This is a genomic window from Fructobacillus sp. EFB-N1 (assembly GCF_001038455.1).
Lineage (GTDB): Bacteria > Bacillota > Bacilli > Lactobacillales > Lactobacillaceae > Fructobacillus > Fructobacillus cardui.
The window spans coordinates 1-19,803 of sequence record NZ_LDUY01000012.1 but is presented as its reverse complement, the minus strand read 5'-3'; the positions used below and the strand labels follow the sequence as shown (position 1 = coordinate 19,803).

Genomic DNA, 19,803 nt, shown 5'->3' with positions numbered 1-19,803 from the left:
CACTCGTTGTCAGGAATTATGAAAGTCATTGTTAAACTCTTACAATCGATTCGATTCCGGATAACGTTTGTCTTTGTCCTTTTTTTAATTGTTATTTTAGAGTCGTTTGGAGTTTTCTTTGTCCATCAAATCGAGCAGCATGACCTCATTGCCAGTGAAGCAGAGTTGACAATGCCAACCTATGTGACCAAGAAAATTGTTGAAGGACTGGACACTGAAACTGGTAAGGTTAACCAGGCTAAAGTGGATACATCGGTCAGGGACTTTGATTCAAACCTTGTCGAAAACGTCTTAGTCTATGATAAATCCGGCAATTTAGTTTCCAGCCAGTCGACAAAGAAGTCGCTATTGCCCAAAAAAATTGATTCTAATAGTGAAAGTGCCTTAGCTGGTGGGAATTCATACCTTAAAATTCGTACCCAGGACCGCGACCAAGGCAACGGCCAACAGGCGGTGGTAACTCGTCAGCTGTATGCTAACGGTACTAATACTCCAAGTAAAGCAGGCGAGAAGCCTGTTGGGATTGTGGTAGTTTATGCTAGCCTAGAGAAGGTTTACGCCAATGCTCGCCAAATCTTGTTCTTGTTTTTATTGGCCGGCTTGCTAACACTTGTGGCTTCAGTTTATTTGGCCTTTATTCTATCTCGGACGTTGACGCGCCCAATTGAAATCATCAATAAGCAGACAGCCCGGATTGCGGCTGGTGATTATTCGATGGTTAACACGATTTCTGGTTCGGATGAGATTTCGCAATTGGCCCATTCGGTCAATACGTTATCAAACCGGATTGCGGAATCAACCGAAATCATTAGCAATGAACGTAACCGCCTCCATTCTATTCTTCATCATATGGCTGATGGGGTTTTGCTGACGAATGCGAATGGCCAACTGACGATTATTAATCGGGCAGCAACCAAGTTGCTTGGTGTCAGCGAACAAGCAGCACTGGGTCAGCAGGTCTTTGACCTGTTGGACCTCCCTGAATACCAAAGTGTTCGAGACTTGATTAAGCAACAACGAGCGATGACGGTTGATGTCGGTCAACGGATTATTGAAGTTCGGGTCTCTTTGATTAAAAATCCTTCTGGCTTGATTAATGCCATGGTTCTGATTTTGCATGATATCACGGAACAGAAGAAGATTGATCAGGACCGCCGTGACTTTGTTTCCAACGTTTCTCACGAACTGCGAACACCGTTGACCACTGTAGCGTCCTACGTCGAGTCTTTGCAGGAAGGCGCTAAGGAAGATCCTAAAATTCTTGGCGAATTTTTGACGGTGATTCAAAACGAAACGGACCGGATGTCGCGGATGGTATCTGATTTGCTTGAGTTGTCACGGATGGACCAGGGGACGATGGAAGTTAAGACCGAGTTGGTTCAACTAAATACCATGTTGAACTTTATTTTGGACCGTTTTGATATGATTCTGTTGTCACCGTCAAAGGACTTAAATTCGGATCGAAAGATTAAGATTGTTCGTCATATCCCAACCGATCAAGAATTCTGGGTTGATATTGACCATGATAAGATGACCCAAGTCATTGATAATCTGATGAATAATGCGATTAAGTACTCACCCGATGGTGGCACCATTACGGTCTCATTGGAAAAATCAAGAGATAAGGTGCTGATTAGTATTCAAGATCAAGGCCTGGGAATCCCTGCTGTTGACCAAAAAAAGGTCTTTAACCGTTTCTTCCGTGTTGATAAATCACGGTCGCGAGCCCAAGGAGGGACTGGACTGGGATTGGCGATTTCTAAGGAAGTGGTTGAAAAGTTTGGTGGTCACATCTGGGTCGAATCAAAAGAAAATGAAGGGTCAACCTTTAAGATGACCCTTAACTACGTTCAAGATGACTTGTTATCGACTGGAAAACAGTGGGATGAAGATTAAGTCTTTCGTGACCTTAATTTCTGCTTAATTTCACTCAAGTATAGTGGTGTTAACAAATTTTGGAGACGACCATGCAAAAGAACCTAACGAATTTAATTTTGGCTGGAGCCTTAGCCGGTGTAATTGGTGGTGGAGCTGTTTTAGCTGGACAAGAGATTTATCAAAATTACCAAGTGACGCATAGTCCGGTTCGGACTAAGGCGACAACAACAAAAACGATGACTTCTAAGAATACGGCCACCACTGCTTACAACAAGGTAGCTAACTCTGTTGTTTCAGTAATTAACTTTAAAAAGAGCGGTAACACTTATAATGAATCATCGGAAGGGTCTGGCTTTGTCTATAAAAAGGCTGAAGGTTCTGCCTTTATCGTGACCAATAACCACGTGATTGACGGTGCTGATAAGCTTCAGGTGATCACCAACGATAATAAGACGGTGACGGCGGAGTTGGTCGGTAAGGACTCCTTAACTGATTTGGCCGTTTTGAAGATTACTGACTCTTCGATGATTTCAACGGCTTCCTTTGGCGATTCTGCTAAAATTTCCGTTGGTCAACAGGTATTGGCGATTGGGTCACCATTGGGATCACAATATGCTTCCTCTGTAACGGAAGGGATTATTTCGGCCACGAAGCGTTTGGTTCAAGCGGATGATGATACCGGCCAAAATTATGGTGGTTCAACGGTTATTCAAACCGATGCCGCTATTAATCCCGGAAACTCCGGTGGCCCTTTGATTAACTTAGCGGGACAGGTTGTTGGAATTAACTCGATGAAGCTGTCATCGTCATCAAACGGCACAGCGGTTGAAGGAATTGGTTTTGCGATTCCTTCGGACCAGGTTGTTGATGTCGTCAATAAGCTGGTAAAGGACGGTAAGGTGACAAGGCCGGCACTGGGAATTCAGATGATTAACCTGTCGCAGGTGCCCGTTAACGAGCAGCAGTCAACGCTGAAGATTCCAAACACCGTTAACGGTGGTGTGGTCCTCTACAAGGTCAACAGCGGTTCACCAGCAGATAAGGCGGGTCTGAAGAAGTATGACGTGATTGTTGGTATTGATGGTAAGACAGTTGCCAACCAGGCTGATTTGCGTGAACAATTGTACACGCATAAGGTCGGCGATAAGACAACGCTGACTTACTACCGTGGTACTGAGAAGAAGACAGTTACCCTTAAGTTAAATCAGACTTTGCAGTCTTAAGATGTCTGGCGTTTATCGATTTTTTTATGTTAAAAGTTGACGACGAAGGCAGAATTGCCGTTGGGATTTTGCTATACTTAAAAAAGCGATAAATGAGGAGAACAATGAACATATGATTGTATTAGCCGGGACAATTGGTGCTGGAAAGACCAGTTTAACAGAGATTTTAGCAAAGCATTTGGGTGGTCAGGCCTACTATGAGAGTGTGGATAATAACCCAATTTTGCCACTCTTTTACCAGGACCCCAAGAAATACAGTTTCTTGCTCCAAATTTACTTTTTGAATACCCGTTTGGACCAGATTCACGAAGCGCAAAAAGAAAAGAATGCGGTCTTGGATCGGTCAATTTTTGAAGATGCCTTACTTTTCCAGCTCAATGCTGATTTGGGCCGGGCAACACAGACCGAAGTCGACATTTATAAGGATTTGGTCAACAACGTTTTAGAAGAAGTTTCAGAGGAAAACAAGACCAAGACACCGGACTTACTAATCCATGTTCGTGTTTCTTTGGACACCATGTTGGCTCGCATTAAGAAGCGTGGCCGTCCATATGAGCAAATAGAGCAGGACCCGGACTTGTACCAATACTATGCGGACTTGAACGCCCGCTACGATGCTTGGTTTGATCAGTACGACCGCTCACCAAAGCTCCAGATTAACGGTGATGAACTGAACTTTGTTGAGGATGCTGCGGCTCAGGAAAAGGTTTTGGCCTTAGTTGACCAGAAATTAGCAGAATTGGCTGCTGACAAGGATTAAAAAATCAGGTGAGGTGGCTAGACTAAGCGCGGCTCATGCCCCAAAAAACCTGAACCAGTTAAAATCACAGCAAAAAAGACTTAACCAAGTAGCTGCTAAGCTTGTCACTGGTTAAGTCTTTTTGTTTAGTAAGAGAATGTTAGGCAAGCACCTTGAGCATCATCTGCTGAAAATCGGAGACAAAACGGTCTTGATCAACTAGGACGGCAGCCTTTGAAATCGTTGGTTCCAAAAGCTTGGCCTTGTCGCCAATTGTGCGGCCGTAGTCGCCTGATTCTTGGTCGTAAGTGACCTGCATGTTTAAGTCCAAAGTGGTGACATAGCTTGGGTCGACGGCAACTGCAACGGCCAATGGGTCGTGGAGAGCAGCTCCTTTTTTGTCGATATCTAAGTTATAATAAGCATCAATGTAGTAGTCCATGATGTCGGCATAGTTTTGACCGGCGGTTGTGCCAAGGTCACGCCATTCTTGCGTATGCTTCTTTGTCAAAAGCGTCCGCAGGGTAACATCGAGGCCAACCATGGTCAGGTTTTCCTGATTTTTAAACACATAGTCGGCGGCTTCGGGGTCTTGGTGAATGTTGGCTTCCGTAAATGGCGTCACGTTTCCAGGAACCGTCAAGGCACCACCCATTAAAGTCGTTTGACCGATTAACTTAGCGATGCTTGGGTCCTTTTCAAGGGCCTTGGCCAGGTTCGTTAAGGGACCAGTTGGCAGGTAAATCAGTTCGTCTTTGTACTGGTGAGCGGCTTCAATCAAGAAGTCGATACCATTTTGGCTGTCAACGGACCGCGTTGAGGCCGCCACTTCAACATCGCCGATACCGTTTTGGCCGTGAATGGCCTGTGAGATTGGCATAACGGTGAAATCAGAGGTGGTTGATGAATGTGATTCACCAATGAAAACGGGAACGTCATGGGCGCCTAAGAGGTCTAAGAGGTCAAGTGAATTCTTGGCCGTGACATTGGTCAGGGCATTGCCATAGGTGGCAATAATCCCAATCAAGTCTATGTCATCATGACCGATGGCGTAAGCCAGGGCCAAGGCATCATCGATACCAGTGTCGAGATCTAAAATCATTTTTTTGCGAGACATTGCGCATTCTCCTTTAGTTTGGGTACACTTTATTATAGCAAAATTGTTAGGTAAAACACGAAGAAAGCGAGTCAAAATGGAAAAAACGTACGATATTATTATTGTTGGTGGTGGTCCGGTAGGCCTCTTTGCTGCCTTCTATGCTGGCTTGCGCAATACCAAGGTGCTTTTATTAGAAGCGTTGACGGACCTTGGCGGCCAGGTGCAAACGCTTTATCCCGATAAAAAAATTTGGGACGTTGCGGGGTTACCAGGGGTTTCTGGTCGCGAATTGATTGACCGCCTCAAAAAACAGTTGGCTAAGTTTCCGGTCGATGTCCAGACGGAAGCCAAAGTAACAGATATTGTCCGTGTTGGTGATAACTGGCAAATCGCTATTAATGACGGGCAAACAGGCGTGACTGGCCGTTCAGTGATTTTAGCCACTGGGAAAGGTGCTTTTGAGCCCCGCCGGTTGCAAATTGACAACGAGGCTGAACTGGAAGGGCATGGCCTGTCTTATTTTGCCCCAGACCTCTCACTATATCAAAATCAGGAGGTCGCAGTTCTTGGTGGTGGTGACTCGGCAGTTGATTTAGCGGAGCAACTAGATTCGATTGCTAAGAGGACTTATTTGATTCATCGCCGGGACCAATTCCGAGCTTTGGAGCAGGCTGTATTGGCTTTAGAGAAAACTAAGGTAATTAAAAAAACACCCAAAAAGGTTAAAAGCGCTCAAAAAACGGCCGATGGCCGATTAGAATTGGCTCTGCAACACGTTAAGGATAAAAATCAGCAAGAAGAGTTAGTTGTGGATAACCTGCTCGTTCAGTATGGGTTCTTAACAAAGGGACAAGCCGATACCGGTTGGCAAGTTGACCTTGATTGGGATTCAGCTGGCATCGTTGTGACTGACCAGATGGAAACGAAGCAACCGGCTCTCTTTGCCATTGGAGATGCTTCATCTTATCCGAATCATGTTGATTTAATTGCCACTGGCTTTGGTCAAGCACCGGCGGCGGTGAACGCAGCGATTGCTGCCATTGACCCCGACCGAGGTGGTCCTGGTCATTCATCTTCAATGAATTTGTAAAGGAAAGTTTTCGCTACTAAGACAGAGGCGGAAGCTTTTTTGTCTGTTGCCGATTTGGTTATCAAAAACAAAATTTTTTGCTTGATTTTGACAAGGTTGCCTTTTTTGACCTGCTACTGTAACAATTTCGAGGCTAATGCTGTAAAATAGAAGCGGAGAGGGTTTATGACGTAGTCGGGTTAATTTTTTTCTTTGGGGATAACTAAATTTTTTGGAGTCAGCTATCCAGTCTGATTTTAAAACTATCGAAAAGATGGACGAAATGATTACGTTCGGTTTAGTTTGCTACGTTCAAAATATTGCAATTAAGAAAGCGGAGGTAACCAACCATGATGCACAATAATCAAGATAATCACCCTAGGCACCGATTAATGTTTACAGCCGGTGCGACGACATTAGCAGCAACGGGGGCTGTTTTTGGGGCGACCGTGTTGAATCAAAATCAAACAGCTAGTGCTGATCAAGTTCAGGGGCAGGCACAATCCCAAGTTGACCAACACAGTCAATGGCAAGCAAATTCGCTTGACCAGGTAAAGGCTGCCATTGCCAAGCAAGGTCAAGGACAAAATATTCATGGCTATGCGACACAGTGGGGGGACACCTTGGGTGTGATTGCCCAGGCTTATGGTCTTAGCACGGAACAAGCAGCCCAGCAGTTGGGCTTGGATGACCAAGGGCTGTTGATTTCAGGATATCGCTTGGGTGACCAGGCTCAAGTGATTCAAAAACTTAAAAATACTGGTGTCTTGCTGTCTGCTGGAGCTGTGCAGGTAAGTCAGAGTCAAACGAGTCAGCCGAATTTGGTGTTGATGCAAAAGGGCGCACCAACGACTGATTCTGTTCAGGTGGCAGCCGATTCACAGGCCATTTCACAAGCGATTAGCCAGGGAAGTCAAACGGGTAGCCAGGCAGCAACGACGGCCGCTGCCCAATCGGTTGCTCAGAGTCAATCTTTGTCGGTGACTAGTTCGCAGGCCACAGCTCAGTCAATGACGGCAAATGTCAACCAAAGTCAAGCTAGTCAAGTACCGTCCCTTTCTGGTTCGAGTGCTGGTGCACAACAGGCAAATACTGATAAGACCTATGCGATGGAGCAAAATGCCACTCAAGTAGCTGGTTCACAGTCAGCCGATTTGTACTCACAGACGCAGTCTTTGAGTCAGGCGCAAGCTACATCTTCACAGTCACCTAGTTCACAGGCCGGTACTTCGCAAGCAGCCAATTCAGAAGCAGTTACCTCTCAGGCGGCCACTTCACAGGCTACTAATTCTGAAGTAGCTACATCGCAGGCTGCTGCTTCTCAAGAGCCCGCTTCACAAGCAGTGGCATCCCAAGCACCTGCCTCACAGGCTGTCGTTTCAGAGGCACCGGTTTCTCAAGAAGTAACGTCACAGGCCCCAGCTTCAACAAGTGTAGCAGTGCAGCCGACTGCTACTACGAATAAGGTCAACACGGATCAGGTGATTAATTGGTTCTATGACCATCAGGGAAAGTTGACTTATTCCATGACGGGATCGCGTAATGGTGCCGATGGCACGGCGGATTGTTCTGGTGCGATTACAGAAGCCTTGTATGAGGCTGGTGCATCAAAGCCCGCTTACTTGTACAATACGGACTCTTTGCACGGTTATTTGGAACAGAATGGTTATCAACTGATTTCAACAAACACACCATGGGATGCACAACGTGGTGATATCGTTATTTGGGGTCAGCAAGGTGCCTCAGGTGGATCTGCTGGTCATGTTCAAATTATTGTCTCAAACGATCCAAATGCCCGCGCTATTTCCGTTAACTACGTAACGGGTGGTCAAACGGGTACGGCTGTTCAAGAATGGAATTATGACGCAGCCTATAATTACACAGCAAACGCCAATGGCGGTAGCCTGGCATACTATGTTTACCGACAGGTATAAGCAGTTAAAAAGCTAATGAAACCAGAGATGGCGTCATTAGCTTTTTTTGATGCTTGATTTAAACAATCAGGCTAAGTAAACAATCTTTAAAACACAAAAAAATCCTTGAGGAATTCCTCAAGGATTACTGTAGTGGTCAGTCAGGGGCTCGAACCCTGGACCCACGGATTAAGAGTCCGTTGCTCTACCAACTGAGCTAACTAACCATGGAGTTGTCTTAAACAACAAAAAATAGTATATCACGGTTGTGGCAGTTGAGCAAGCTTTTTGGCAAAAATAAATGGATATGGTCAATAATTTTTTTAGTGAGTTCGTTGATGTGACATCAGGCGTTGGCTTCAATCACCACGGTATTACCCTCGGAGTCCTTGACTGTGACTGCGACTTTATTGTTAAAACGTTCTTTTTCCTTTTCGATGGCAACGAAATTATTGGCTAAGTGTTTTTTTAATTCAGGGAGGTGATCACGTACTAAGAGTTCAAAATCAGCTCGCGGTTGGCCCTGAACAAAAGTAAGGTCGTCGTGATCAACAACTAAGATACGGTCAGTTTGAGCGCCACTTTGAGGGAGGTCGAAGACGTCGCGCCAAAAACGAAAGGCACGGTTGGGGTCTTGTGCGGGGATTTCTTTATGGTTAAGTTTACGAGCTTTCATCTACTTTGATTCTCCAAGAAATAGGTTCGCGTTATAATAACAAGGAACAATGATTTGTCACGTTCTTTTATCCAGTATAGCCCAAAGAGGGGGCCTTGGCCATGCTCGCAATGACAAAGTGTGGTAAACTAAATCCTATGGCATTATTAGAAGTAAGTGGGCTCTCGATGGCCTACGCAGAAAAAACATTATATGACGATGCTGACTTGGAATTGCAAGCCGGTGAACACATGGGGATTGTCGGTCAAAACGGGGCTGGTAAGTCAACTTTGATTCGAATTTTGACGGGGCAAGTCTTGCCGCTATCAGGTCGAATTGATTGGGCGAAAAACCTGAAAATTGGCTACTTGGACCAGTACGCAGAAATTCCAGAGGGGATGACTCTGGTTGATTTCTTGCATACAGCTTACAAGGACCTCTATGATAAGCAGGATCGCGCAACGGAATTGTACGAAAAGTACGCCGCTACTGCCGATGATAAGCTACTTGAGCGAGCAGGACGCTTGCAAGAGGAACTGGATGCTGCTGGTTTTTACGACGTTGATACGGAAATCGAACGAGTTATTTCCGGTTTGGGCTTGGAAGCCATCGGTCGTGACCGCGAACTGGAACATATGTCTGGTGGTCAGCGTGCTAAGGTTATCTTGGCCAAGTTGCTCTTAGAAAATGACGATGTCATTATCCTTGATGAGCCCACCAACTATTTGGATGTTTCGCATATCGAATGGTTGGAAGGCTTTTTGCAGGGCTTTGAAGGCGCAGCCATGATTATTTCGCACGATTTTGATTTCTTGGATAAGGTGACGAACGCGATTGCTGATGTTTCTTTTGGTAAGATTACTAAGTATCGTGGTTCTTTCCAAAAGGCGATGCGCCAAAAGGAAGAACGTTCTGAGCAGCAGATGCGTCAGTACGAAAAGCAACAAGTTGAGATTGCCAAGGCTGAGAAGTTTATCGCCAAGAACAAGGCCCGAGCTTCAACTTCAAAGCAGGCGAAGTCTCGTGAAAAGATGCTGGCCCGGATGGATAAGGTTGATCCACCTTCAGAAAACCTGAAGGCTAAGTTTAACTTCCCATACGTCAATTCCCAGTCGGCGGCCGCTTTGACGGTGACTGATTTGTCAGTTGGGTATGAACAGGCAATTTTGGAACCCGTGTCATTCTCGTTGACAACGGAAAAGAAGATTGTCTTTGCTGGTTTCAACGGGGCAGGAAAGTCGACGTTGATTAAGTCAATTTTGGGCGAAATTCCCTCTCTTGGCGGTCAGGTGGAATTTTCACCATCAGCCGTAGTTAATTACTTTGACCAGGACTTGGACTGGGATAACGACCAGCAAACGCCATTACAGGCGATGCAGGACTTATTCCCAACGATTTTGCCAAAGGAATTGCGACAACGATTAGCAGGAGCCGGCATTAATGCTGAAAATGCGCAAAAGCCGTTGTTCCAGCTTTCCGGAGGGGAACAGACGAAGGTTAAGCTCGCTATTATGGAAATGAAGCCTTCGAACTTCTTGATTCTTGATGAACCAACGAACCACTTGGATGAAGAAACGAAACAAGCTTTGTATAAGGCGATTAAGGCGTTCCCAGGTAATGCCATTATTGTTTCCCACGAGGTTTCCTTTACGAAGGATTTAGCGGATCAAACATTAAACGTGGCTGCTTTGTCTTACAAGGAAAATCCGGAATAAGTCGGTTAAAAGTGAATAATAAAGACCAAAAGGATGATTTTGTTAACAAAATCATCCTTTTTTGATGTTAGGAAAAATAACAAATCCCGTCAAAATGAGCATTTTGAGCGGTAAACTAAGCCTCGAAGCAACGAAATTATCGTTTTTATTAAAAAATTATTTGAAAACGGTGTGTTTGTCTGATAAGATTAAACAAACATTAAGTTGTACCGAGGAGGAAGCATCATGAAACGATGGCAGAAATGGACTGTTGCGGCAGTCGTTGTTTTGGCCGCAGTTGGGGGATCTCGAGCTGCTGGCTGGTGGGGCACAAGTCCCTCAGACGATAAATCAGCATTGAATTACGGTTTAGGAGCTGAAATTCAAACGTTGGATATTTCAAAGAGTACTGATCAGTATTCAAACACGATTTTGGGAAACACGGAATCAAACTTGTTGCGTGTGAACTCAAAGGGGGATCCAGCTCCTGATTTGGCTAAGTCATACAGCGTCTCATCAGACGGTTTGACTTATACCGTTCAGTTACGTTCAGGTTTGAAATGGTCTGATGGTTCTGCTTTGACTGCTAAGGACTTTGTTTATACTTGGCAGCGAATCGCTGATCCAAAGACTGCCTCACAGTATTCATATCTGACATCAGGTGTGAAGAATGCTGATGACATCGTTGCTGGCAAGAAGCCAGTTTCTGATTTAGGTGTTAAAGCAGATGGCAATACTTTGACTTTCACTTTGGAAAAGCCAATGCCGCAATTTAAGTATCTTTTGAGCTTTACTCAGTTTGCACCGCAGAAGGAATCCTTCGTGAAGGAAAAGGGTTCTAAGTATGGAACAACTGCTGCAAACCAAATTTATTCTGGTCCTTACAAGTTGGAAGGCTGGAACGGAACGAACAATAAGTTCAAGATTGTTAAGAACGATGACTATTGGAACGCCAAGAACGTCAAGACAAAGACGATTAACTGGCAAGTTATCAAGAATCCTGAAACAGCCATTAAGTTGTACAAGGAAGGTAAGCTTGACCGCGCTTCTATTACCGGTTCGCCTGAAATGTACGCTGCTAACAAGAACAATAAGGATATGAAGACAGTTTCTGTTGCTGCTTCAACTTACTTGGAGTACAACCAAGCAAAGAACCCTTACTTGCAAAATGAAAAGATTCGCGAAGCTTTGAACTTGGCAACCAACCGTAAGGAATTGGCTTCCCAAGCAACTGGTGGATCTCGTGATGCTGCTAAGAGTCTCGTTTCAAATAACTTGGTTAAGGCTGCTAATGGTGAAGATTTGTCAACTTATGTTGCTCCTGGTTATTCTTATGACAAGGACAAGGCAAAGCAACTCTTTGCAGAAGGAATCAAGGAAGTTAACAAGGGTAAGATGAACGTTACTCTTGAAACCGATGCTGACGTTCCAGTTTCAAAGAATACAGTTGATTACTTGAAGCAGGCTTGGGAATCAACGTTCGGTGACCAAATTTCTGTTACTGAAAAGATTGTCCCATTCAAGCAACGCTTGCAAGATTCACAAAATGGTAACTTCGATATCGTTGTTTCAAACTGGAACGGTGATTACCAAGACGGTTCAACCTTCTACGACATGTTCAAGGCAACTGATACTGGTATGAACAATGGTCAGTTCAAGAACCAAGACTACATCGACGCTGTGACAAAGGCTGAAAGCACAGATGCTAACAATCCATCTGCACGTGACGCTGACTGGAAGGCAGCTGAAGCAGCTTTGAAGAACAGTGCTAACATCAACCCACTTTACTCATGGAAGGGTGCATACTTGACCCGTTCCAATGTTAAGGGTGTTGTTACAAGCCCAGCCGGTTTGACGCTCGATTTGACGAACGCTTATCGGAAGTAAAATTCAATAAAATTTTATTCTATTTACCACAGTGGTGAATAGTACTAGGCAGGTCATAGAGAGAGGCGTCCGAGGATTACGTGGATAGTTTCCCGAGTGGCCTGCCTTTGGTGTGAATGGTGTTTTTCTAAAACAGCTCCTCGAATTTAGTTTTCATCATTTATTAGTCACTTTTCAAAGCATTAGGAGAGTCATTTTCATGGCCAAATACATTTTAAAACGAGTGTTAATCCTGGTAGTCACATTATGGATTGTGGTCACGGCCACTTTCTTCTTAATGCAGATTTTGCCAGGAACGCCCTACAATAATCCGCACTTGTCGGCGTCGGCAATTGCTCAATTGAACGAAACATATGGGTTGGATAAGCCTGTCGTTGTTCAGTACTTTGATTACCTAATCAATTTGTTGCATGGTGATCTTGGAACGTCCTATCAGTACCAGAACCAATCAGTTTCAATGTTGATTGGTCAACGGTTACCAGTTTCCGCGCAACTTGGTTTACAAGCCTTGGTTGTTGGAATCTTGCTTGGCCTTTGGTTCGGGGCGGTTTCCGCTAAAAACCAAAATAAGAAGATGGATGGTTTCTTGGGAATTATTTCCACTTTGGGAATCTCGGTTCCTTCCTTCATCTTGGCCATCGTTTTGCTTTACGTCTTCGGCTACGACCTTGGATGGTTGCCAGTTTCTGGTTGGGGCGATAGCTTCTCCGAAACAATTCTGCCAACGTTGGCTTTGGCCGTTGGTCCCGCAGCAACGACTACACGATTTGTCCGTTCTGAAATGATTGATGTTTTGCATTCGGATTATATCCAACTAGCCCGGGCAAAGGGTTTGACTGGAACACAGTTAATCCGTAAGCACGCTTACCGAAATTCAATGATTCCGATTTTAACGTTAATCGGTCCGATGGTTGCCAACCTATTGACTGGGTCAACTTTGGTTGAAAACATCTTTTCAATTCCGGGAATTGGGCAACAGTTCGTTTCTTCAATTCCAACAAAGGATTATCCGGTTATTATGGGAACCACTATCGTTTATGCTGCGATGTTGATGATTTGTATCTTGATTACCGATATTTTGACGGCAATTGTTGATCCACGAGTTCGGTTGAAGTAGGGGGAGAACATGGAAGAAGTACAAAATGAATTTTCCCTCGTTGGGATTGAAGATAAGTCGGCCAGCGAAAACATCGTGAAGCCTGCCTTGTCAACTTGGCAAAGCGTTTGGTGCCGTCTTCGTAAGAATAAATTAGCAGTTGTTAGTTTAATTTTCTTGGTCTTGGTCATGCTCTATGCTTTGATTTCAGTGCCGGTAGTTAGTCAAAATTCTGCTAACGACTTTAATACTAATGCTGGTTCTAAATATAAGAACTTGCCACCAAAATCTGGTTTACCAATTCCCGGCTGGGATGGGAAGACGACAACCCCTGGGTCAGTTGATGCCACGGATGTTTATGAAAAGAATGGTGTTGATCAAAACTACCTTTTGGGAACAGATAACCTTGGTCGTTCAGTAGCTAAGCGTGTGACAGTTGGTTTGAGAATTTCGCTCTTTATTGCCATTGTCGCGACTGCCATTGACCTTTTGATTGGTGTTAGTTATGGTCTGGTATCTGGTTGGCTTGGTGGTTGGGTTGATACTACCATGCAACGTGTCATTGAAGTGATTTCAGCCATTCCAAACTTAGTTGTTGTGACCCTCTTGGCGATGCTCTTTGGTTCAAGTATTTGGTCAATTATTTTGGCCATCGCTTTGACTAGTTGGACCGGAATGGCTCGTCAGGTTCGTAACTTAACTCTGACTTACAAAGAACGTGACTTCGTCTTGGCTGCCAAGACCTTGGGCGAATCGGGTCCAAAGATTGCCTTGAAGCACTTGGTACCAAACATGTCTGGAACAATCATCGTGCAAATCATGATGACGATTCCAGCAGCTATTATGTTCGAAGCTGTTTTGTCAGCCATCAACTTGGGTGTCAAGGCACCAACTGCCTCACTGGGAACGTTGATTACTGATGGACAGAACATGTTGCAATACTACCCATATCAAATTTTGATTCCATCAATCGTCTTGGTCTTGGTATCCTTGGCCTTCATCCTCTTGGGTGATGGCTTGCGTGATGCCTTTGATCCAAAGATGGCGGATGAATAAGGAGGCCTTCATGGTAGCACCAATTTTACAAGTAAAAGACCTCCGCGTGGACTTTAACACCTATGCTGGAAAAATCCAGGCGATTCGAGGCGTTGATTTTGACTTAAATGCTGGCGAAACCCTGGCCATTGTTGGGGAATCTGGTTCTGGTAAATCAGTGACGACAAAGACCCTCCTCGGTCTAAATGCCGGAAACGCTGAATTAGGTGAAGAAAGTCAAATTCTCTACAACGGTAAGAATTTGGCCAAGTTGTCTGAAAAAGAATGGGAAGGTTATCGTGGCTCTGAAGTCGCCATGGTCTTCCAGGATCCGATGACATCATTAGACCCAACGATGAAGATTGGTAACCAAATTGCGGAACCAATCATGAAGCATCACGAAGTTGAAAAGGCCGAAGCACTAGCGAAGGCCTTGCAACTAATGAAGGATGTTGGGATTCCAAACGCTGAGGAACATATCAATGATTATCCTCACCAATGGTCTGGTGGTATGCGTCAGCGTGCCGTTATTGCCATTGCATTGGCCGCTGATCCAAAGGTTTTGATTGCCGATGAACCAACGACTGCTTTGGATGTGACGATTCAGGCCCAAATATTGCAGGTCTTGAAGAAGTTGCAAAAGAAGAACAACACGGCGATTATCTTTATCACCCACGATTTGGGTGTCGTAGCTGGAATCGCCGATCGAGTGGCTGTTATGTATGCCGGTAAGATTGTTGAAACCGGTCTGGTGAACGAAGTCTTCTATAATCCACAACACCCATATACATGGGGGTTGTTGGGGTCAATGCCATCAACAAAGACAGAGTCCGGTACCTTGCAAGCCATTCCTGGTACGCCAACTGACTTGCTTTACCCACCAAAGGGTGATGCTTTTGCGGATCGAAACGTCTATGGTTTGGCAATCGATCATGAAAAGCAGCCACCACTCTTTGAAGTGTCACCAACTCATTTTGCAGCCACATGGCTCTTAGATGATCGGGCACCAAAGGTAACACCACCACTTGAGATTCAGCGTCGCCAAGCATTTTGGCAGACCTTAGAAAATGAGGGGGCCAAGTAATGCAAAATCCAGATGCAAAGAAATTAGTTGAAATTAAGGACTTGAACCTGACTTTTAACGCTGGTAAGAGCAACGCCACTAAGGCAATTGATGAGATTTCCTTTGATATTTATGAAGGAGAAACCTTTGGTTTGGTGGGGGAGTCAGGTTCAGGAAAGACGACCATTGGTCGGACGATTCTGAAGCTGTATGACCAAGATTCAGGAACCATTACTTTTGATGGTCAAGATTTGGGCCAGTTGAAAAAGCAGGGAATGAAGGACTTTCGTAAGCAAGCGCAAATGATTTTCCAGGACCCACAGGCCTCATTGAACGGCCGTTTGCGGGTTGAAGATATCATTGGCGAAGGTCTTGACCAGGTTGGTTACAGCAAGAAGCGTGCCGAACGCGAAGCGAAGGTATTGGAATTGTTGAAGCTGGTTGGCTTGAACAAGGACCACGCCTCACGATACCCACACGAATTCTCTGGTGGACAGAAGCAACGAATCGGAATTGCCCGTGCGTTGGCTGTTCAGCCAAAGTTTATCATTGCCGATGAACCCATCTCAGCTTTGGACGTTTCTGTTCAGGCTCAGGTTGTCAACTTGTTGGCTGATTTGCAAAAGCAAAACAAATTGACTTACCTCTTTATTGCCCACGATTTGGCCATGGTCAAGTACATCTCTGACCGAATTGGTGTGATGCACTGGGGAAAGTTGGTTGAATTGGGCACTGCAGATGAAGTTTATAACCATCCATTGCACCCATATACCAAGAGCTTACTTTCGGCTGTGCCTGAACCTGACCCAATCGTTGAAAAGCAGCGTGTGATTAAGCCATACGATGCCAGCTTCGAAAAGGATGGACAGGAACGGAAGATGGTTGAGGTTGAACCTGGTCACTTTGTCTTGGCAACACCAGCGGAAGCTGAGCAATACAAGGCAGAACAAAAGTAAATCAGACCACTTTACGTACCTACTATTTTCTAACCTAAATAGTTTAAATTAAAAAAGCGTTTCAGGATGAACTGAAAGCAGATGTTTCTGCGCTCAGCCCTAGCCCTGAGCGCTTTTTTCATGTAAAATAAGTTTATTATGGAAAACTTTGAACAAGAATTAGAAAATCGGCGGACATTCGCCATTATTTCCCATCCCGATGCGGGAAAAACAACCTTAACGGAACAATTACTCCTCCATGGTGGCGTTATTCGTGAAGCCGGAACGGTCAAGGGTCGTGGGGCCAAGAAGATGGCTTCATCGGACTGGATGGCCATTGAGCAACAGCGTGGTATTTCTGTTACCTCTTCTGTCCTGCAGTTTGACTATGAAGGCAAGCGCATTAACATTTTGGATACGCCGGGGCACGAAGATTTTTCGGAAGACACCTATCGAACACTGATGGCCGTTGATTCGGTTGTCATGGTTGTTGATGCTGCCAAGGGAATTGAGCCGCAAACTAAGAAGCTGTTTGAAATCGTTTCAAAACGTGGCATTCCCGTCTTTACCTTCTTTAACAAGATTGATCGTGATGCCCGGTCGCCATTGGATTTGGTGGACGAATTGGAAAGTATCCTTGGGATCCAAGCATACCCAATGAACTGGCCAATTGGCTCTGGACAGATTTTGCAGGGAATCTATGACTTGAAGCAAAAGGAAATGATTCCCTTTAAAAATGCAGCCGACCATCCAGAAGTTCGCCAAGAGGGATTGGATGAAGTCGAATTGTTGGAAGATGCTGGGAACCAATTTGACGAAGAGGCCGTTGCTACGGGTAAGTTAACGCCGGTCTTCTTTGGCTCCGCCTTAGCCAACTTCGGTGTGACCGAATTTTTGCGGGAATACCTGACTTACGCGCCAATGCCCGCGCCGGTAACAACAGTTGATAACCAGGTGATTGAACCAGACAATCCTGAATTTACTGGTTTTGTCTTTAAGATTCAGGCTAACATGGATCCTCGTCACCGTGACCGGATTGCCTTTGTGCGAATTGTATCTGGTGTCTTTGAACGAGGCATGGACGTTATGCTGGAAAGAATGGGCAAGAAGCTTCGTTTGGCCAATGTGACCCAGTTCATGGCGGAAGAGCGTGAAAACGTTCAGGGAGCCGTTCCAGGCGATATTATCGGTGTCTATGATACCGGGAACTTCCAAATCGGTGATACGATTTTCTCTGGTAAGAAGGCTGTGCGTTTCCCTGATTTGCCAACCTTTACCCCTGAGTACTTTAACAAGGTCATTGCCAAGGATGTGATGAAGCAAAAGTCATATCACAAGGGCATTACCCAACTGGTCCAAGAAGGAACCATTCAGCTGTACAAGTCATGGAACTCAAGCGAGTATATTCTTGGTGCTGTTGGACAGTTGCAATTCGAAGTATTCAAGTTCCGAATGGAAAATGAATATAACGTTGAAATTCAATTTGAGCCGATTGGTTCAAAGGTTGCCCGCTGGATTAACCCAGACCAAGTGGACGAAAAGATGGCTTCATCGCGGAACTTGCTAGTCAAGGATCGCTACGACCGTCCCGTCTTCTTATTTGAAAATAATTTTGCATTGAACTGGTTTAAGGATAAGTATCCAGACGTTCAATTAGAAGCAAAGATGTAAGTAAAAATGCCGCCATCGCGATGGTGGCGTTTTTCTTTGGCTTGAAATAAACGAACGTGATATAATAGATACCGTCAAATGTTCGTTTTATTTAAATTTAAATATCTTTGAACGAAACGATAGTTGGCAAAAAATAAATATGGGGTAGGAACCCGTGCGTTAAGTGCAGTGGAAACGGAATGTGAGCCACTGACGAAACATTTATGTGCGGTACGGGTTTCGCATTCACCAACCCGGTGAACGCTCCTTTAGGAGGTTCAAGAATATGAACAAGCACACAGTTTTCAAGAAATGGGGGCTGTCTTCTTTGTCGATCCAGCAGCTCGTTTTGCTAGCGGTCTTAATGGCCCTGTCGTTGGTTATCGGTAAGTTTTCGGTCATGCTGACACCAACCATCAAGATTTCCTTTGTCTTTTTGGCATCGTCTCTGATGGGGCGGTTCTTCGGTCCAATCTGGACGATGCTGGTGATGGTCTTACTCGACTTCGTTAATGTGACCTTTTTTGTTGCCCATGGCGCCTGGTCGCCAATTATGGCCTTTGGCGTTGTGTTAGCTGGAATTATTTATGGCGGGTTCTTCTACCAACAGCCGCTGACAAAGACCGTTCACTGGGGTAAAATCCTGGTGGCCGTTTTGCTGATTACCTTTGTGGTTAACTTTTTAGTGAATACCTTCGCCTTGATGGTCATGTATTCACCACAACATTCATGGTCGGTCTTTTCGGCCATGTTGTCAGCACGGTTGCCAAAGCAATTGATTTTCTTCCCAATCCAGTTGGTTCTAACTTATTTGGTTTTGAATAACCGCATTGTAACTCAAATTGGTCAACAATTCTTTCCGTCACAGAGGAAACAAACGGCGCAAGCTGATTCTATTCAAACAAAACCATAAAAAATCAGGTTGATCCCAATTCGAAAGCGGGATTGGCTCACGGTGTAAAGCAACTTTTTATGATGTTTTTTGCCAGTAAACTGAAAAGGCACTCGCGTTCGATTTCGAACGTGGGTGCCTTTTTGTGTTTGAAACTGATTTTTAATCCTTGTTTTGGACTGGGATATCCTTGTGGGTTAAATCCATATTGCCGTGGACAAGGTGAGGGAAGACTAGGTTGTCGGACCAGGCGATAATTTGTCCCTGCAAGAAGAAGGAAACGGCCGTTCCGATGTTAATGGAAACGATACTACCCGAATAGGCCCAACAAGCTAGTGAAATACCAATGGCAAAAATAAAGTTGGAAATTTGTGCTTTGGGAGCGGAACCACGGAAGTAGGAGAAGCGTAGGATGTTGGTCATATCATCAATCGGATGAAGGATGAAGTTAACCCGCTGGTAAACCGAAATGGCGACTCCAACGACGGCAACACCAAAAAGATCGAGTGGGATGCGGAGCCACAGTGAAACTGTCTGAACACCCATCTGAACAAAAATAGTATTGAAAAAGCCGGCTAAAAAGGAAAAAAGAAGGCCGAAGGTGATATTGCCGAGGAAACGCTTGAAAACAAACTTTTTGGCCAAAAAGATATTTGCAACGGCAACCAAAACGGTCGTTGCTGCCAGGTAAATCGAAATCGGTACCCCGGTAACGTGGGCCAAGTTGGCTGCACCGGCAGTCCACGGAGCAGAACCGAGGTTTGTTGCCACGGAAAGCCCATTTCCAAGGGCATCGAGCGTTAGTGAGAGCAAAAAATAAAAGTAAACCTGCCGCCAACTTAATTCAAAATATCGTCCATCACGGTGGTACATAGCTGCATCCGCCTTTCCAAAAGATAAAAATCACATTATTTTCATTAGGCAGATTACAAGTTTAATTCGAACAACTCCGAAAAACTTCTAGTGGCGTCTGGT

General features: G+C 44.9%; 17 protein-coding genes, 1 tRNA gene and 1 riboswitch. Of the genes, 14 read left to right on the top strand and 4 right to left on the bottom strand.

The features are described from left to right. Positions 1-18: 18 nt before the first annotated feature. The 3 genes from FEFB_RS03715 (at position 19) to FEFB_RS03705 (ending at position 3,861) form a co-directional block, all read left to right on the top strand. A complete protein-coding gene (locus tag FEFB_RS03715) occupies positions 19-1,896 on the top strand; it encodes an ATP-binding protein (protein WP_047974908.1) in 1,878 nt (625 codons plus the stop codon). 71 nt (positions 1,897-1,967) lie between these two features. After that, positions 1,968-3,101, top strand: coding sequence for a S1C family serine protease (locus FEFB_RS03710; RefSeq protein ID WP_047974907.1), 1,134 nt, complete (start codon positions 1,968-1,970; stop codon positions 3,099-3,101). A gap of 112 nt (positions 3,102-3,213) precedes the next feature. Further along, on the top strand, positions 3,214-3,861 hold the full coding sequence (locus FEFB_RS03705; RefSeq protein WP_047974906.1) for a deoxynucleoside kinase: 648 nt from the start codon (positions 3,214-3,216) through the stop codon (positions 3,859-3,861). 139 nt (positions 3,862-4,000) lie between these two features. Here FEFB_RS03705 and FEFB_RS03700 read toward each other — a convergent pair whose 3' ends face one another. Next, positions 4,001-4,957, bottom strand: coding sequence for a nucleoside hydrolase (locus FEFB_RS03700; protein ID WP_047974905.1), 957 nt, complete (start codon positions 4,955-4,957; stop codon positions 4,001-4,003). Positions 4,958-5,033: 76 nt separating this feature from the next. Here FEFB_RS03700 and FEFB_RS03695 point away from each other — a divergent pair, with 76 nt between their 5' ends. The 3 genes from FEFB_RS03695 (at position 5,034) to FEFB_RS09160 (ending at position 7,942) form a co-directional block, all read left to right on the top strand. Then, positions 5,034-6,029, top strand: a complete 996-nt coding sequence (locus FEFB_RS03695; protein ID WP_047974904.1) for an NAD(P)/FAD-dependent oxidoreductase — start codon at positions 5,034-5,036, stop codon at positions 6,027-6,029. Between the two features lie 1,282 nt (positions 6,030-7,311). Next, entirely contained in the window at positions 7,312-7,473 is a 162-nt protein-coding gene (locus tag FEFB_RS09165; protein WP_369795905.1) for a pentapeptide repeat-containing protein, read from the top strand. Further along, entirely contained in the window at positions 7,448-7,942 is a 495-nt protein-coding gene (locus FEFB_RS09160; protein WP_369795904.1) for a peptidoglycan amidohydrolase family protein, read from the top strand. The genes FEFB_RS09165 and FEFB_RS09160 overlap by 26 nt, the downstream gene beginning before the upstream one ends. A 133-nt stretch (positions 7,943-8,075) precedes the next feature. Here the strand turns inward: FEFB_RS09160 and FEFB_RS03685 are convergent. Both FEFB_RS03685 and FEFB_RS03680 read right to left on the bottom strand, forming a co-directional pair. Then, positions 8,076-8,148, bottom strand: a tRNA-Lys gene (locus tag FEFB_RS03685). A gap of 119 nt (positions 8,149-8,267) precedes the next feature. After that, on the bottom strand, positions 8,268-8,597 hold the full coding sequence (locus tag FEFB_RS03680; RefSeq protein ID WP_047974903.1) for a lactoylglutathione lyase: 330 nt from the start codon (positions 8,595-8,597) through the stop codon (positions 8,268-8,270). A gap of 137 nt (positions 8,598-8,734) precedes the next feature. Between FEFB_RS03680 and FEFB_RS03675 the strand changes: the two genes are divergently transcribed. From FEFB_RS03675 to FEFB_RS03640, 8 genes are all read left to right on the top strand, one after another. After that, a complete protein-coding gene (locus FEFB_RS03675) occupies positions 8,735-10,291 on the top strand; it encodes an ABC-F family ATP-binding cassette domain-containing protein (RefSeq protein WP_047974944.1) in 1,557 nt (518 codons plus the stop codon). A gap of 225 nt (positions 10,292-10,516) precedes the next feature. After that, positions 10,517-12,157, top strand: coding sequence for a peptide ABC transporter substrate-binding protein (locus tag FEFB_RS03670; RefSeq protein ID WP_047974902.1), 1,641 nt, complete (start codon positions 10,517-10,519; stop codon positions 12,155-12,157). A 199-nt stretch (positions 12,158-12,356) separates the two neighbouring features. Then, entirely contained in the window at positions 12,357-13,274 is a 918-nt protein-coding gene (locus FEFB_RS03665; protein WP_047974901.1) for an ABC transporter permease, read from the top strand. Positions 13,275-13,283: 9 nt separating this feature from the next. Then, on the top strand, positions 13,284-14,309 hold the full coding sequence (locus FEFB_RS03660) for an ABC transporter permease (RefSeq protein WP_047974900.1): 1,026 nt from the start codon (positions 13,284-13,286) through the stop codon (positions 14,307-14,309). A 10-nt stretch (positions 14,310-14,319) separates the two neighbouring features. Beyond that, positions 14,320-15,372, top strand: a complete 1,053-nt coding sequence (locus FEFB_RS03655; RefSeq protein ID WP_047974899.1) for an ABC transporter ATP-binding protein — start codon at positions 14,320-14,322, stop codon at positions 15,370-15,372. Continuing rightward, positions 15,372-16,307 carry an ABC transporter ATP-binding protein gene (locus tag FEFB_RS03650; RefSeq protein WP_047974898.1) on the top strand — a complete coding sequence of 312 codons (936 nt, stop codon included), beginning with the start codon at positions 15,372-15,374 and terminating at the stop codon, positions 16,305-16,307. The genes FEFB_RS03655 and FEFB_RS03650 overlap by 1 nt, the downstream gene beginning before the upstream one ends. Before the next feature lie 138 nt (positions 16,308-16,445). Then, entirely contained in the window at positions 16,446-17,957 is a 1,512-nt protein-coding gene (locus FEFB_RS03645) for a peptide chain release factor 3 (protein ID WP_047974897.1), read from the top strand. A 138-nt stretch (positions 17,958-18,095) separates the two neighbouring features. Continuing rightward, a riboswitch (THF riboswitch) is annotated at positions 18,096-18,190 on the top strand. Positions 18,191-18,222: 32 nt separating this feature from the next. Then, the gene (locus FEFB_RS03640; protein WP_047974896.1) at positions 18,223-18,849 is read left to right on the top strand and encodes a folate family ECF transporter S component; all 627 of its coding nucleotides are present in this window, start codon (positions 18,223-18,225) and stop codon (positions 18,847-18,849) included. A 141-nt stretch (positions 18,850-18,990) separates the two neighbouring features. Here the strand turns inward: FEFB_RS03640 and FEFB_RS03635 are convergent, their stop codons facing one another. Then, the gene (locus FEFB_RS03635) at positions 18,991-19,701 is read right to left on the bottom strand and encodes a membrane protein (RefSeq protein WP_047974895.1); all 711 of its coding nucleotides are present in this window, start codon (positions 19,699-19,701) and stop codon (positions 18,991-18,993) included. Positions 19,702-19,803 lie beyond the last annotated feature (102 nt).

Bases quoted from the DNA above. Each gene is read 5' to 3' on its own strand.
- FEFB_RS03715 (WP_047974908.1), top strand. From the start codon at position 19: ATGAAAGTCATTGTTAAACTCTTACAATCGATTCGATTCCGGATAACG.
- FEFB_RS03710 (WP_047974907.1), top strand. From the start codon at position 1,968: ATGCAAAAGAACCTAACGAATTTAATTTTGGCTGGAGCCTTAGCCGGT.
- FEFB_RS03705 (WP_047974906.1), top strand. From the start codon at position 3,214: ATGATTGTATTAGCCGGGACAATTGGTGCTGGAAAGACCAGTTTAACA.
- FEFB_RS03700 (WP_047974905.1), bottom strand. From the start codon at position 4,957: ATGTCTCGCAAAAAAATGATTTTAGATCTCGACACTGGTATCGATGAT.
- FEFB_RS03695 (WP_047974904.1), top strand. From the start codon at position 5,034: ATGGAAAAAACGTACGATATTATTATTGTTGGTGGTGGTCCGGTAGGC.
- FEFB_RS03680 (WP_047974903.1), bottom strand. From the start codon at position 8,597: ATGAAAGCTCGTAAACTTAACCATAAAGAAATCCCCGCACAAGACCCC.
- FEFB_RS03675 (WP_047974944.1), top strand. From the start codon at position 8,735: ATGGCATTATTAGAAGTAAGTGGGCTCTCGATGGCCTACGCAGAAAAA.
- FEFB_RS03670 (WP_047974902.1), top strand. From the start codon at position 10,517: ATGAAACGATGGCAGAAATGGACTGTTGCGGCAGTCGTTGTTTTGGCC.
- FEFB_RS03665 (WP_047974901.1), top strand. From the start codon at position 12,357: ATGGCCAAATACATTTTAAAACGAGTGTTAATCCTGGTAGTCACATTA.
- FEFB_RS03660 (WP_047974900.1), top strand. From the start codon at position 13,284: ATGGAAGAAGTACAAAATGAATTTTCCCTCGTTGGGATTGAAGATAAG.
- FEFB_RS03655 (WP_047974899.1), top strand. From the start codon at position 14,320: ATGGTAGCACCAATTTTACAAGTAAAAGACCTCCGCGTGGACTTTAAC.
- FEFB_RS03650 (WP_047974898.1), top strand. From the start codon at position 15,372: ATGCAAAATCCAGATGCAAAGAAATTAGTTGAAATTAAGGACTTGAAC.
- FEFB_RS03645 (WP_047974897.1), top strand. From the start codon at position 16,446: ATGGAAAACTTTGAACAAGAATTAGAAAATCGGCGGACATTCGCCATT.
- FEFB_RS03640 (WP_047974896.1), top strand. From the start codon at position 18,223: ATGAACAAGCACACAGTTTTCAAGAAATGGGGGCTGTCTTCTTTGTCG.
- FEFB_RS03635 (WP_047974895.1), bottom strand. From the start codon at position 19,701: ATGTACCACCGTGATGGACGATATTTTGAATTAAGTTGGCGGCAGGTT.